We start from the raw sequence: 14,382 nt of genomic DNA, 5'->3' as shown, positions 1-14,382 counted from the left end.
TTTCTATCCTATGATAAGTTCTATTCCAAAAACAAAAAGACAATCCATAGCTAACACTTGAGCTCCTTAAAAGCTTTAGCTATAAATTGTCTAATATTATTTTTTTTTAGTTATTCTATGTTAAAACGTGCCATCTTTGATAAACTTCTCAACGTCATCTAACATTAAGTTAGCAGCTTTAACTCCACCAGCTGTATTCCATATAGCATCATCAACCTTAAAAACTTTATTGTTTTTAGATACTTCTAAAGTTTTAAATAGTGGATCTTCAACCCATTCTTTTTCTCTAGCTGCTCCTTCACCTTTTTCATTTTCATAGGTAAAGTAGAACATTACATCTCCATCAGCTTCTTTAATTCTTTCTTTGCCAATTTCTAATGTAAATTCTGTACTTTGTTGAGCTTCTGGTCTAGCAAAGCCGATTTGCTTAAGGATAGTTCCTGAAAAAGTATCTCCAAGATATATTCTAGTTTTACCAGGCATAAATCTTACTAAGGAAACCTTAGTTTGAAGCTTGTCTCCAGCTGTTTTAGCTATCTTTTCAACTCTAGCATCAAATTTACTTAAAACTTCTTTTGCTTCTTTTTCTTTATTTAGTACCTTGCCATAAAACTCAAAGTTTGTCTTCCATTCACCTCTTAGAGTATCTGAGTATACTGTTGGTGCTATTTCAGAAAGCTGAGTGTATATTTTTTCGTGTCTCATTTTATTACCAATAATTAAATCTGGTTTAAGTGCAGCTATTGCCTCTATGTTAACTTGGCCTTCTGTTCCTAAGTTTTGAACTCCTTCCATTTCCTTTTCTATATGTGCATACCATGGTTTACCAGTCCAAGATTGAACTGCTCCCACTGGCTTAACTCCTAGTTCAAGTAAAGCTTCTGTTCCTTCATTTGTAAGAATAACTACCTTCTTAGGCTCACCATTTATTACAGTTTGTCCCATAGCATGGTCCACTGTTCTTGTTGCTTTGCTTGCATCAGCTGGAGCATCTTTTGCCTCACCACTTGAGCAAGCTGTGAAGGTTACACCCATAATCATTGTTAGTGAAAGTGCTGTAACTGCTTTTAATATTTTCTTGCTAATTTTACTTTTTAAACTGTTGCTAAACATATGTATTCCCTCCAAATATATATTAAATTTCTTTTCAAGCTATATTTTGCCTAGATGTATAATATCATAGCTTTTTATTAATTGCAACTGATTTTCATTTAGATTTGATAACAATTTTTAATATCATTGACACCTATGAAATCTGACTTTATACTATATATGAATTTATATATTTATTTTAGAGAGGATGTTACATAGTGTTTTCTATAAGTAATAAACAGGTTCTACACAATAACAAAAGAAAAGTGTTTCTTCTTATTATTTTAATTTTGATCTTAGTACTAGCTTTTCTCGGAAGTATAGTATTAGGTTACATAAAAACAGATTTAAAGGATTTATATAGTACCTATAAAAACTTCCAAGGTACTACAGAACAAATAGTAATACAAAGTTCAAGAATGCCAAGAGCTCTAACTGCTCTGTTTGTTGGAGCTGCTTTAAGTGTTTCTGGAGTTTTAATGCAAACTTTAACCAAAAACCCTATGGCCTCCCCTGGGCTTTTAGGAGTTAATTCAGGAGCAGCTTTTTTCATGGTATTTGTATATAGTTTTTTCCCTAGTGTTGGAACTAATTACTCAATTTTGTTTTCTTTTATAGGTGCCGCACTTTCTGTAGTTTTAGTGTACACCCTTGCTGGTGGTTTAAAGGGACACATCCAAACCTTCGATTTAACCATATCTGGAGCTGCAATCTCAGCCTTATTTATGTCCTTTACTCAATCAGTGCTTTATAAAGATCAAACTACAATGGAAGAAATTATATATTGGCTCACAGGTTCTGTTGAAGGAACAAATATAGATACTCTTTTAAAGGTGATGCCCTTCATTATAATAGCCCTTATTTTAAGTTTTTTAATGGCACGAAATTTAGATATATTTTCTCTAGGAGAAGAAATTGCAAAAGGTCTTGGAGTAAAAACAGAGCTATTAAAGGTTCAAATGATAATTCTTGTAGTGATTTTAGCTGGAGCTTCTGTAGCCGTTGCAGGTCCAATTAGCCTTGTGGGTCTAGTTATTCCACATATTACAAAGGCAATGGTTGGGTCAGAATTTAAATGGGTAATTCCTTATAGTGCAGTGCTTGGTTCCATACTTCTTTTACTTTCTGATATTGCTTCAAGATTTATAATATACCCAAAAGAAGTTCCAGTTGGAGCAGTTACAGCTATAATAGGTACCTTTTTCTTTGTTTATATAGCTAGAAAGGCGGAAAATAAGTAATGGATAAGTTTATAGTAGTTAGAAAAGATAAATTTTCTTTAATATATGAGAAAAGAAGTTTTAAAGTATTAATATCAATCTTATTATTAGGACTTATATCAATGGTTATTAGCCTTTGTATTGGACAAACATTTATTCCACTTGATAAAGTCATTAACACAATTTTAGGTGGAAAAGGTGGAGAAGCTTACATAATTAATTCTCTAAGACTCCCAAGAGCCTTAGTTGGTTTTTTAGTTGGTGCCTCCTTAGGTCTTTCTGGTGCAATTTTGCAAGGAGTTGTTAAAAATCCTTTAGCTGATCCAAATGTTATGGGAGTAGTAAATGGTGGTTCTGTTGGTGCTCTTTTGTTTTTAACTCTATTTACAAATCCAAAGAACAACTCACTAACTACCAGTATATTTTATATGCCTGTATTTACTTTTGCTGGTGCCTTTTTATCAGTTTTATTAATTTATTTTCTTGCACTAAAAAAAGGAGTAACTCCTTTTAGGTTAATCCTTATTGGTATTGCAATATCAGGAGCCCTAAAAGCAATTACCTCCATTTTAATAATAAGCGGACCTGTAGTTTTCATTGCAGAAGCTCAAATTTGGTTAACAGGTACAATATACGGAACCAGCTGGACTCACGTTAAGCTTCTAACTCCTTGGTTTATATTATTATTTATTCTTACAATAATTTTCACAAGAGAATTAAACCTTCAAAATCTTGAAGATAACATTTCAACGGGTCTTGGAACTAAAGTTGAAAAATATAGATTTTTACTTATGATTATCAGTGCAGCCCTTGCTAGTGGCGCCGTTGCTGTAGGTGGTGGCATTAGTTTTGTTGGTCTTATTGCACCACATATATGCAGGAAACTTACCAACTCTAGCTTTGAAAATATAATTCCTTTATCTGCTTTAATAGGTGGAATCATAGTGGTGTTATCTGATTTAGCTGCAAGAACACTATTTTTCCCTTTAGATTTACCTGTAGGAATCTTTACCGCTGGTGTTGGTGCTCCATTTTTTATTTACTTACTGATTAAAAATCAAAGAACTATGAAGAGAGGGATTTAAATGAATTTTTCAGCAGAAAACTTAACTTTAGGCTATGGCGATTATATAGTTCTTAAAGATATAAATGTTACTATACCAAAAAATAAAATTACCATTCTTGTTGGAAGTAACGGTTGTGGTAAATCTACCTTACTTAAAACCATGTCTAGACTTTTAAAACCCTTTGCGGGAAAGGTAGTTCTTGGAGATGAAGATATCTTTTCAAAACCTAATAAGGAAGTTGCTAAAAAGCTTTCAATCTTAACTCAAAGCCCTACTGCTCCTTCAGATTTAACTGTATTTAACTTAGTGAAACAAGGTAGATATCCATACCAAAGTTGGTTTAATCAATGGAGTAAAGAAGATGAAAAAATAGTAGAATATGCTCTTGAGAAAACAGGCATAAGTGATATAAAAGATAAAAAGCTATCTGATCTTTCTGGTGGTCAAAAACAACGAGCTTGGATTGCTATGACTCTTGCTCAACAAACAGACATCATCCTACTAGATGAGCCTACTAACCACTTAGATATTAAATATAAAATAGAAGTCCTTGATTTATTAAAAGAGCTAAATGAGAAGGAGAATAGAACTATTGTAATAGTTTTACATGATATTAACCTGGCTTGTAGATATGCAGATCACATAATTGCAATTAAAGATGGCAAGGTCTATGGGGAAGGAAAACCAGAGGAAATTATCTCAGAAGGTCTTATTAAAGAGGTTTTTCAAATAAACTCTAAAATAGTTCCCTGCCCTGTGTTTAATACTCCTATGTGTATTACTTTTCAGTAATATAATATTTAATACTTAATTCTAATAAAGTTTTGCTATTAATAATTTACTAGTAGTTTTCTTTAAGAAATCTATCATAAATGTGAAACATCCCCAGAGGAAAGTAGCCTTGCATTATTAAATGCTTGGTGGCTATCCTTTGGGGATTTCAAATTTTACTCCTATATTTCTCATTTCTTTAACCTCCAATCTTATTGTAAAGTCATCCTAATTTACACCTGCTATATCATCACCATCTAAATTTTGACCTTCTAGGTATTTAAAACACTTTCTTGTAATTTTCATTAACAATTCCCCTAATAATCACATAATTAATGTTACTCTGATATAATCCACTCATAACTTTTTAGTTCTAATCCTAAACTCTCTACTAATTTAATTGAATTTTTATTCTCTTCTTCAACTAGGTATACTGGCAATAGATTATTCTGATGACACCAATTAATACATGCCTTAACTACCTCTTTGCCATAACCTTTCTTGCGATAATTAGGCAAAGTATAAACCACAATATTGCACCCACTACTATATACTTCTGAAATAAATGCTGTTGCTGCAATGTTACCATCTTTTAATATAAAAAATTGTCTTTTCTCTTGTAATATATTTTCCTTTCTTCTAATGTAGTTTTCTTTGTCTTCTATTTCTTGAAAATTAACTTTTCTAATTATGTCTTCTGTTAACACCTCTGCCTTTGTATCAAATACCATATTTGGATTTTCTATCGAATATCGTCTCATTTTTCTAAACCTATATTTATTGTCATTTATATTCATAGCTTTTAGTATGTTTGAAATAGATTCCATGCTACCATCAAAGTTGCTTTTGCATATGCTAGCAAACTTACTAGAACAAGAGCATATGATGCTATCATTAAATTTAGATATGATAATAGGATAAAAATATTTATTATTTAAGGGCATATCTCTGTATATAGATTCAAAAACCATATGCTCAGTTACTTCATTTTTGTTTACACCTAGAAACTTATTATAATACTCTTCAAATCTAGACATATTTATTCCTTGCTCCTCTTAAACTCTTTTCTATATTTGCAGGTTCATCTAACTAGTGGATTTCAGTCTTTAATATTTGAAACACCATCTTTGTTCTATAAAACAACATGAATTAATTATACCATTTATGTATTTTACTTACATATATATTGGAATAAATTCTCTAGTCTTTGTCTTTATATAAATATAACCAAGGTTATCCACCTGCACTATAATCTTTCGCCTCTCAATAATTATCTGATTTTTTCTCCCTCTAACCCCATAACATTGAATCCTAACTACACCCACTCCAGTAATGTTTTATCTATTATTATCAGTACAACTAAAAAAGGTTTGCTCAACGCTTAAGCAAACCTTTTTTTATATCTTTATTAGCCTTTATATTATTATTCTTAAAAGTATAGGTATTGTAAATATTGATAATAATGTTGTAGCAACTACCACCACAGCACCATATTCCCTCTTAACGTTAAAGCTATCTGAAAATATGGAGGTCATTGCAGCTGCTGGCATGGACCCTAAAATTATTACTGTGTTTGAAACTATAGATCTATCTCTTATGAGTAGTGAAATGAAGTATAATATCGCTGGTATTAAGATTAACTTCATAGCTATGCCATAGTATAGCGTCCAATCTATTAAGTGCTCTTTTATATTTACCTTAGTTGCTAGTACTCCAATTATTATCATTGATAGTGGGCCAGTGATATTCCCAATAGAGTTTGCACTGGCTAAGACTACTCCTGGTAACTTTAAATCAAGAAGCATCATTATAATGCCAATATATACAGCTATAAGTGATGGATTTCTTAGTGCTTTCAATAGTTCCTTTACAAGTTCCTGTTTTTCCATCCTACCTTTAAATATAATAATTCCGTAGGTCCAAAGGAAAATGTTAAAGAAAATATTAAATATAGATCCATACATTACAGCTTCAGCACCATATATAGCATTTAAAATAGGAAATCCAATGTACCCTGTATTAGTAAAAACATTTGCAAAGTGCAGTATAGTCCTCTTCTCATTTTTAACTGGTATTGTTAAGACCTTAGATATAATAATAAGTATTATATACACTGCAAGACTATAGTAAAAAGTCTTTAACACATTACTTTTAACTCCTCCATCATAAGAAAAGCTGAAAGAAGTAATAATCATGCAAGGCAGTGTTATATCCAGCAATATCTTAGTTAATCCCCTATTCACATGCTCTTCTATAATCCCCTTCTTACTTCCATAAACCCCTACTAGCATTATTAAAAATAAAGAAATAACACTCTTTATAATAGTTGGCATTTCCATCTCAACACCTCCCAAGGAAAGTATTATTCATTTTATTCCTTTACTTAGGGTTTTGTGCTTTTTTTATATTTTCAACTATTCAGCTTTTTAGTTAATTTAATTTCCTCAGGAACTTATCTATAAGCTATGAAACTACTTCCTCAAACTACCCACTCTTCGCAATTCCATACCTCTGTTACAATATCATTGTAAAACTCTGGTTCGTGGCATACTAAAATTATGCTACCCTCATATTCTTTTAAGGCACGTCTCAGTTCATCTTTAGCATGAATATCTAAATGGTTTATAGGCTCATCTAAGACTAATATATTTGAGGGTTTGTTAATTAGTTTGCATAGTCTTAGTTTAGCTTGTTCTCCTCCACTTAATATATCCACAGTGCTGTCTATATGCTGCCTGGTTAATCCACACTGCGCAAGACTTTTTCTTACTTCTGTCACTGTCATTTGTGGAAAGCCATCCCACATATCATATAAAACCTCTGTGGTATTATCCTCTGCCATTTCCTGCTGAAAATAACCTATCTTTGTATATTCGCTTAAGATTATGTCTCCACTTATAGGCTCTAAAAGTCCAAGTAAGCTTTTTAAAAGAGTAGTTTTTCCTAAACCATTAGCTCCAGTTATTGCAATTTTTTGTCCTCTTTTCATCTTTAAATTAAGAGGTATGCTTAGGGGCTTATCATATCCAATAACTAAGTTTTGGGTCTGAAAAATCATATTTTCTGGCATTGCTACACTTATAAAATTAAAGTAAGGCTTAATTATTTCTTTTTTAATTTCTATTCTTTCAATTTTATCAAGCTTTTTCTCCCTAGCTTTAGCTTGTTTTGCTGTTGAAGCTCTTACTTTATTTTTTCTTATATAATCTTCAAGCTTTTTAATTTCCGTTTGCTGCTCTTTATATTCAATGAGCCTCTGCTGTTTTCTAATTTCATAAAGCCTAACAAAGTAATCATAGTTACCTTCATATCTTGTCAGCTCCTTGTGTTCAAGATGATAAATTACATTTACTACACTATTTATAAAGCTATTGTCATGGGATATTAGTATGAATGCATTTTCATAGTCTATCAAATAACCCTTCAGCCACTCTATATGCTCTTCATCTAAATGATTAGTCGGCTCATCTAATAGCAAAATATCAGGCTTTTCTAAAAGAAGCTTAGCAAGTAAAATTTTAATTCTCTGTCCCCCACTTAAGGTGGAAACTTCCTTTTCTAAAAGCTCCTTAAAGCCAAGACCATTTGCCGTTGCCTGTATTTTTGAATCAATGGTGTAAAAATCACTTTTATCTAATATTTCTTGGATTTTAGCTATTTTATTTAAGGCTTTATCCATTTCTTCTGTATTCATATTACCAAGGCTATTATATAAACCATTAATCTTATCTTCCATATTATATAAATCAATAAATGCTTCTCTCAAGAAATCTATTGTGCTAACCCCTTCTTTTAAATCAACCAGCTGATCCATATATCCAATGGTATATTTTTTATTCCATTGAATAGCGCCACCATCTGGCAGAAGCTGATTAGTAATAATCTTCATAAAGGTGGATTTACCTTCTCCATTAGCCCCAATAAGCCCCACATGTTCTCCCTTATATAGATTAAAGGATACATTGCTAAAAAGTATTCTATCCCCGAAAGAATGGTTCATGTTTTCAATTGTTAAAATGCTCATAAATTGCACCTCCCTGTACCCTCATAAATATGATACCATCTAGTAGTACAAGGACCCAAGTTTATAAATGTTTCTGTAATAAACATGACCATTTAGGTATCTGAAAATAAATAACAAGACAAAAATGTAAAGGATATTTTGAGTTATCCCTTAAAATATAACTCAAAACTAAAGGCATATCTTCATAGTAAAAACTAGGAAAATATGCCTTATATATAGGGAAGCAAAATCAATAATTGTTTGTACATTGAATCTCCCTTGGTTCCTTTAGATCTTTTTTTACATGAACAAATTAATATTCATCATATAAGGTATCTGAAAATAAATAATAAGTCAAAGATGTAAAGGATATTTTGAGTTCACAATCAAGCTTGTGCAGACAAGGAAACAGGTTCCGCAGATAGTAGCGCTATCTAAGGGCTCTGTTGACGTAGTATAACACAAAATAGCCGAGCATACTGGCTTACTTATTTTTCGAAGATGCCTAAAGCCCCTATCACCCATATTTTTTTTGATTTCTGATTATTCTCCTGATGCTGCTTTCCGTTAAGAAATACTCTTCGCATAGGACTTTAACTGACACCCCAGAGGAATACTTGCTAAAAATTTCTTTATCTCTACCTTCAAGTTGTCTTTTGGTTTCAGTATTTTCTCCCCAGGACTTTTTATTTTCATTTTTTCTAGGTATATAAATATATCCCCCATCAATATAGTCTTGAATTAGTTCTATAATATTGTTTGGTAATATATTTTCTGCTTTCTCATATTTCATAATTCTTCGCTCCAATCTACATTTAGTTTCTAAATGAAGATGCAAAGACTCAATAAAACATGAAAAACTTAATATTTACTTACAAGATATACCACATGATAATTTAAAATTAAATTAAGTGGTTTTAACACTTTTGTATAACTTTAGTTTTCTCTGCAGATATCTATTTATTGGCTCCAAGCAAAAGTTTTTCACATTCTACAAGCTTTGCATGGAGCCTATTACTATTGTTTGACACATATCTAATCCACTTCCTTTTTTATCCTATAATAAACTATTTTACTATTCTTTGTCAATTTTGTTCCTTATATACTGAACTGAAAAGTTAGTATACTACTTACAAATTCATATTTATTTAATTTTATTAATATCACAAAAACCCATGGCCTAATTATGATTATAGGGCTTTAAAGCAGTTTTCCTATAAAGTTATAAACAATCTCATCTTCCCATTGAGAAATTTTAATGTGTTCAAAGGTTTCCTCTCCAACAGAGTAGCTTAATAATTCTTTAAGCTCCTTATAATACTTTTCTCTATCTATTCTAACTTTACTAAGTAAACTCTTTTGAGCGCAAGGCTTGCTATTTGCATCAGAGGGAAGCATTAGCATTGCTAAGCCACCAACATACTTATTTTTATTCACATTAGGTTTAATCATATTTATATAAGTAGTGCCATCCTTTGGACTTTTAAGGTTAAAAAATATAAGTTTGTCCGAAATATCATAATCCCCTTTAAAGGTTTTAACCTCTTCTCCCTTTGAAAGTATTTTAAATACTACCTCATCATTTAAAAATTCAACAACACCTTCATGAATGGCTCCTTCTTTTGCTATGTTTGTTACTAAGAAATAAATATAATACTGCTCTTCAAATATGTTGAATTGAACTTTTTCCCTATTTTCTACATTTTCAAGTTCTCCTGAAACTAATGGAGTAGTTATAAGTTGTTCTAATGTTAAGTTATAAATCTCACATATAAATATTAAGGTTTCAATGGAGGGAAAAGCCTCTCCAGCCTTATATTTAGAAAGTAAATCCTCTGAAACCCCAATCTTTTTAGCAAGATTTTTTTGGGTTAGTTCCAGTTGAATTAGTTTTTTTAAATTATAAATAAAAGTTTTTGATGCTCTTTCAAAAATATGATTTTTTAAAGCTTTAATCTCGTTAATGTTACTTTCCCCGACTTCTGAGTTATTCTTTATATAGTTTAATTTATTCTTAATATTTTCATCTATTCCTTTAAGCTCCAATAAATTCTTTTTCACCATTTTCACCACCTATTGTAATTCCTATAATAATAATCAAGTTACTTGAATATTATTCAAGTATGTATTATAAACTTTTCAAGTATTTTTGATACTTCTATATAGTAATTGTAACAAGACAGCTAATATATTACCATAATAATGAAGTTTGAAACTCATATATTATAGGCACTATGAATATTTTCATTTATAGATTTTATATGTATATAGATAGATAAGCTTAAAACTTTATATCTTTTTAGTATGAAAATTTGTTCATACCAAGAATAGCTTAGATATTTGTATTACAGTGAGCTTGCCTCTCTCCTTGTGGAAACTACTTTTGGAAGTAATATTTAAAATGTTAAAGTGGTTTCTCTATATAAATTAAGTATAAATCTTTTGCAAAACAATTGCACTATTTAAAAGTTGGAGGAAACTTTATGAAGAAATTTAATAAAGATTTTGATAAAACAAAAATTAAAGCTATTTTATTTGACTCTGGTAGAGTACTAAATGAGCCAGCTACAGGTCATTGGTTTATAACTAATAATTTTTTCTCATATATAGATAAGAAAAAATTTGATTCTATACCTGTTCCTCAGAAAAAGTTAGCTTTTCATAAAGCAGCAGAATATATTAATAATCAAAAATTAATTAGGGATGAAAACGAGGAATATTTACACTTTTTTAATTACTATAGTATTTTTGCAAGTTTTCTACCCGAATTAAACTTAAGAATAGAAGATGTACAAGCTATCACCAAGGATTATGTGTATAACTATAATAAATATAGCTTTTTTAATGATTCCATAGAGCTTATCCCTGAACTAAGTAAATCTTATAAATTAGCTGTGGTATCTGATGCATGGCCATCTCTTGAAAATGTTTTTAGAGAAGTGGGGCTAAGAGATTATTTTTCATCTTTTATTATCTCCTCACAAAGAGGTATTACAAAGCCTCATGAGTTAATGTATAAGGCTGCTCTTGAAGAATTAAAGGTTTTGCCTGAGGAAGCCATATTTATAGATGATAATATAGAAAATTGTCATGGGGCAATGAAGCTAGGTATTATTTCTTTTGTATTATGTAGGGATTTTAAATCCTATGCTTATCATAAGTTATTTAAAAGAAATTACACCACAATCAGAAGCTTATTAGATATTAAAAAACTCTTAGTGTAGTAAATAAAAAAAGTTTGCTGATAAATTCAGCAAACTTTTTTTCTCTTACCCTAGATTCACTTAATTTATAATATTTTCTGAAGAATCTACCCTTAATTTTGTTTAAATCAAAGATATACCATAAATTATAGCCGATGTTAAAAACATCTTAATAGCTCTATAAATATTCTTTGTTGCTCTTTCCCGATCTTCAATAACCCCATCTACTTCATTTTGATACATTCCTCTATTTCTTATATATTCATAATCCTTGCTCATCTTAGAACCACCCATGGCACCCGCAGCCCCTATTACTATTACTACAATGGCTGCATACTTCAGTATACTCCTTTGATCATATCCTCCAAAGTAACATACAGCTATTATTATTAATGAAATAACCACTCCTGAAATTGCATATATTAAAAGGCTTTTCATTTGTTCCATTATGGTCTCAATTATTCTTTGTATTATTGTTTGTATTATTTTTTTCATTACAAACTCCCCATATTATTGATACTTTCTCTAGTAACAAATATCTGTCTTAAATGCATAATTATTTGTTCTTTATGATTTTTCTCAAAGGTCTTGAGAAGTACAATAATAAAAAAGCCTCCTTCAAACATACTTACATAAATATATATTGTATAACTATATATTTACCTACATTATAATATATGTTTTTTATCATTAGTAAATGCCTATTTCATCCTTCATTAAGCTTTTATCATTACATTTTAGCGAAAAAAATATTTTTCTTATATATGAAAATAGCTTAAAGAAAATGTATATTCTTTAAGCTACTTTGTGACTTTTCATGCAGTTTATCTCTAAATAATAGTAATAACCCTATAATTTCTTCTATAGGTTTCTTTTATTAATTTATTTCTCATTAAAAAACTTAGCTAATTCTCTTGCAGCTTCTAATGCTTCAATATCATTTTTAGAGGGAACTTTGTCTGTATTATGGCTATAAACTGCTGGTGCAATTTCTGTACAGTTCATGTCTTTTAACAGGATTCGAGCTGTGCTATAGGCCTTATCAATACTGCCATCTCCCCCTCCTACAAGTATAACTCCAGCTTTTTTCTCTTTTTCAATGGGCTTAACCTTACGAATAAATTTTGCGCAATAATAGGTTTGAAGCCTGCTTGTAACACTAAGTAAAGGTCCTGTAAGCTCTGAAAAGTACAGTGGGGATGCAATTAACACATTATCACATTCCTGAATGTAGTCATAAATCTCCTGCATTTCATCATCAATAGAACACCCTTCATTTTTCCAGCAGTATCTGCAATCAATACAAGGTTTTATATTGCAATCATATGCATTTACAATCTTATATTCTCCTTGAAGATGACTTACAAGTTCATTTACTAAAGTCATAGTATCTCCATTCTTTCTAGGTGTTCCAGTAAAAATTAATGTTTTCATCAATCTTTCTCCCTTTATACAATAATTTATTGCTTCTGTATTTTATCTTTTTAGGTTTATTTTTACTCACTCTTAATTTTTCTTTCCTATATTAACATCCCATTCTGTACCTTTAGGTCCATCTAGGATAAGAATTCCTTTTTCTATGAGTACTTCTTTGATTTTATCAGCATTTGCATAATCCTTATTTGCCTTATATTCACTTCTTTTTTCGATTAATGTTTTTACTTCTTCCTCTGTTATGCCGAATTTTCCTAGGTATTTGTTCTTTATTTCCTCAATGACCTTTTTAGGCTCCTGCTGCAGGATTCCCAATACATAGTATGTGTTTATTAGTGTTTCTTTTATTAATTTTAAATTCTCTATTTCTTTAGTTTTATTAATCGTTGCTTTCATTTTATCAAAGTGCTGGAACAAGTGAGAAAGTGCAACTGCAGTATTAAAGTCATTGCTCATAGCTTCGTCAAAAGCAGTTTTGATTTTAACTGACAACTCTGGCTCGACTTCCATATCTGTTGATTTTTTTTTCTCAATTAACTCCTCATTAGTTTTCAAATTATCAATAGTGTTGAAGAGTTTATAAAAATTATATATATGTTTTTCATTTTCCTCAAATACACCATCAATTATGTTTATATCTGACTTATAGCTATTTTGTAATAAAGTAAATCTTATAACATCTGAATGATAGTTATCTAAAAGCTCTTTTAATGAAATTCCGTTGCCTAGAGATTTACTCATCTTTTGACCATTTATCTTAACAAGTCCATTATGTATCCAATAATTTGAAAACTGTTTTCCTGTTAATGCTTCAGATTGTGCAATTTCGTTTTCATGATGTGGGAAAATCAGATCCTTTCCACCACCGTGAATATCCATTGTTTCTCCTAAGTACTTCATACTCATGGTTGAGCACTCAATATGCCACCCTGGGCGACCCTTACCCCATGGAGATTCCCAGTAAATTTCACCTTCCTTGGCACTTTTCCATAAGGCAAAGTCCTTACTGTCCAGTTTTCCTGGCTCAATATCTTTTCTTACTCCATTAATACTATCTTCAATAACTCTGTTAGATAGTTTTCCATACTGAGAATATTTTTCTACAGAGAAAAATACATCTCCAGCCTCTGTCCCGTATGCATAACCTTTTTCAATTAACTTACTAATGAAACTAATCATATCCTCAATATTTTCTGTTGCCTTTGCTTGAACTGTTGGTTTATCAACTCCAAGTTTATTTAATTCTAAATCTGTTTTAATAATTTGCTTTTTAGCATATTCCTGTGGGTCAATGCCTAACTCTATGCCCTTTGCAATAATTTTATCATCTACATCAGTGTAATTTCTTACATAAGTAACATGATACCCTTTATACTCAAAGTACTTTTTAATAACATCAAATATTACCGCTTGGTATGCATGGCCAATATGAGCATCTCCTGACACTGTAATTCCACAAGCATACATCTTCACTTTTCCTTCTTCTATGGGAACAAATAATTCTCTTTTCTTAGTTAATACATTATGAAAAAAAATATTCATCTTCTTCTCTCCTCTTATTCTGCACAAATTCTACATTTTCTTTTCTATAA

At 30.7% G+C, this 14,382-nt stretch carries 13 protein-coding genes; 4 read left to right on the top strand and 9 right to left on the bottom strand.

Annotation, left to right across the window (positions count from 1 at the left end):
* Positions 1 to 120 precede the first annotated feature (120 nt).
* Entirely contained in the window at positions 121 to 1,113 is a 993-nt protein-coding gene (locus tag C661_RS0103495) for an ABC transporter substrate-binding protein (RefSeq protein WP_017413910.1), read from the bottom strand.
* A 197-nt stretch (positions 1,114 to 1,310) separates the two neighbouring features.
* On the opposite strand from C661_RS0103495, the gene C661_RS0103490 reads away from it, so the two are divergent.
* Genes C661_RS0103490 through C661_RS23335 form a run of 3 tightly spaced genes read left to right on the top strand, consistent with a single transcriptional unit; the run spans position 1,311 to position 4,171 of the window.
* Positions 1,311 to 2,333 carry a FecCD family ABC transporter permease gene (locus tag C661_RS0103490; protein ID WP_017413909.1) on the top strand — a complete coding sequence of 341 codons (1,023 nt, stop codon included), beginning with the start codon at positions 1,311 to 1,313 and terminating at the stop codon, positions 2,331 to 2,333.
* The gene (locus C661_RS23340) at positions 2,333 to 3,397 is read left to right on the top strand and encodes a FecCD family ABC transporter permease (RefSeq protein ID WP_017413908.1); all 1,065 of its coding nucleotides are present in this window, start codon (positions 2,333 to 2,335) and stop codon (positions 3,395 to 3,397) included. Before C661_RS0103490 ends, C661_RS23340 begins: the two co-directional genes overlap by 1 nt.
* Positions 3,398 to 4,171, top strand: coding sequence for an ABC transporter ATP-binding protein (locus C661_RS23335; protein WP_017413907.1), 774 nt, complete (start codon positions 3,398 to 3,400; stop codon positions 4,169 to 4,171).
* A 317-nt stretch (positions 4,172 to 4,488) separates the two neighbouring features.
* Here the strand turns inward: C661_RS23335 and C661_RS0103470 are convergent, their stop codons facing one another.
* The 5 genes from C661_RS0103470 to C661_RS0103450 all read right to left on the bottom strand — a co-directional run bounded on the left by C661_RS0103470 (position 4,489) and on the right by C661_RS0103450 (position 10,214).
* A complete protein-coding gene (locus C661_RS0103470; RefSeq protein WP_017413906.1) occupies positions 4,489 to 5,187 on the bottom strand; it encodes a GNAT family N-acetyltransferase in 699 nt (232 codons plus the stop codon).
* Between the two features lie 378 nt (positions 5,188 to 5,565).
* Positions 5,566 to 6,489, bottom strand: coding sequence for an AEC family transporter (locus tag C661_RS0103465; protein ID WP_017413905.1), 924 nt, complete (start codon positions 6,487 to 6,489; stop codon positions 5,566 to 5,568).
* A 140-nt stretch (positions 6,490 to 6,629) separates the two neighbouring features.
* On the bottom strand, positions 6,630 to 8,174 hold the full coding sequence (gene abc-f / locus C661_RS0103460; protein ID WP_017413904.1) for a ribosomal protection-like ABC-F family protein: 1,545 nt from the start codon (positions 8,172 to 8,174) through the stop codon (positions 6,630 to 6,632).
* A 496-nt stretch (positions 8,175 to 8,670) separates the two neighbouring features.
* On the bottom strand, positions 8,671 to 8,991 hold the full coding sequence (locus tag C661_RS0103455) for a CD3324 family protein (RefSeq protein ID WP_341349153.1): 321 nt from the start codon (positions 8,989 to 8,991) through the stop codon (positions 8,671 to 8,673).
* Positions 8,992 to 9,353: 362 nt separating this feature from the next.
* On the bottom strand, positions 9,354 to 10,214 hold the full coding sequence (locus tag C661_RS0103450; RefSeq protein ID WP_026050919.1) for a helix-turn-helix domain-containing protein: 861 nt from the start codon (positions 10,212 to 10,214) through the stop codon (positions 9,354 to 9,356).
* A gap of 422 nt (positions 10,215 to 10,636) precedes the next feature.
* On the opposite strand from C661_RS0103450, the gene C661_RS0103445 reads away from it, so the two are divergent.
* Complete coding sequence (locus C661_RS0103445; RefSeq protein WP_017413901.1) at positions 10,637 to 11,377, top strand: HAD-IA family hydrolase; 741 nt, start codon at positions 10,637 to 10,639, stop codon at positions 11,375 to 11,377.
* A gap of 102 nt (positions 11,378 to 11,479) precedes the next feature.
* Here the strand turns inward: C661_RS0103445 and C661_RS0103440 are convergent, their stop codons facing one another.
* The 3 genes from C661_RS0103440 to cysS all read right to left on the bottom strand — a co-directional run bounded on the left by C661_RS0103440 (position 11,480) and on the right by cysS (position 14,332).
* On the bottom strand, positions 11,480 to 11,851 hold the full coding sequence (locus tag C661_RS0103440) for a hypothetical protein (RefSeq protein WP_017413900.1): 372 nt from the start codon (positions 11,849 to 11,851) through the stop codon (positions 11,480 to 11,482).
* A 387-nt stretch (positions 11,852 to 12,238) separates the two neighbouring features.
* Positions 12,239 to 12,790, bottom strand: coding sequence for a flavodoxin family protein (locus C661_RS0103435; RefSeq protein ID WP_017413899.1), 552 nt, complete (start codon positions 12,788 to 12,790; stop codon positions 12,239 to 12,241).
* Positions 12,791 to 12,862: 72 nt separating this feature from the next.
* Positions 12,863 to 14,332, bottom strand: coding sequence for a cysteine--tRNA ligase (cysS, locus tag C661_RS0103430; RefSeq protein WP_017413898.1), 1,470 nt, complete (start codon positions 14,330 to 14,332; stop codon positions 12,863 to 12,865).
* Positions 14,333 to 14,382: the final 50 nt, after the last annotated feature.

This window comes from Clostridium tunisiense TJ, assembly GCF_000300195.1.
Taxonomy (GTDB): Bacteria; Bacillota; Clostridia; order Clostridiales; family Clostridiaceae; genus Clostridium_J; species Clostridium_J tunisiense.
Note: the sequence above shows the minus strand (reverse complement) of the source record. Positions and strands in the feature narration are given on the sequence as shown.

Bases quoted from the DNA above. Each gene is read 5' to 3' on its own strand.
- cysS (WP_017413898.1), bottom strand. From the start codon at position 14,332: ATGAATATTTTTTTTCATAATGTATTAACTAAGAAAAGAGAATTATTT.
- C661_RS0103435 (WP_017413899.1), bottom strand. From the start codon at position 12,790: ATGAAAACATTAATTTTTACTGGAACACCTAGAAAGAATGGAGATACT.
- C661_RS23340 (WP_017413908.1), top strand. From the start codon at position 2,333: ATGGATAAGTTTATAGTAGTTAGAAAAGATAAATTTTCTTTAATATAT.
- C661_RS0103440 (WP_017413900.1), bottom strand. From the start codon at position 11,851: ATGAAAAAAATAATACAAACAATAATACAAAGAATAATTGAGACCATA.
- C661_RS0103495 (WP_017413910.1), bottom strand. From the start codon at position 1,113: ATGTTTAGCAACAGTTTAAAAAGTAAAATTAGCAAGAAAATATTAAAA.
- abc-f (WP_017413904.1), bottom strand. From the start codon at position 8,174: ATGAGCATTTTAACAATTGAAAACATGAACCATTCTTTCGGGGATAGA.
- C661_RS0103465 (WP_017413905.1), bottom strand. From the start codon at position 6,489: ATGGAAATGCCAACTATTATAAAGAGTGTTATTTCTTTATTTTTAATA.
- C661_RS0103445 (WP_017413901.1), top strand. From the start codon at position 10,637: ATGAAGAAATTTAATAAAGATTTTGATAAAACAAAAATTAAAGCTATT.
- C661_RS0103470 (WP_017413906.1), bottom strand. From the start codon at position 5,187: ATGTCTAGATTTGAAGAGTATTATAATAAGTTTCTAGGTGTAAACAAA.
- C661_RS23335 (WP_017413907.1), top strand. From the start codon at position 3,398: ATGAATTTTTCAGCAGAAAACTTAACTTTAGGCTATGGCGATTATATA.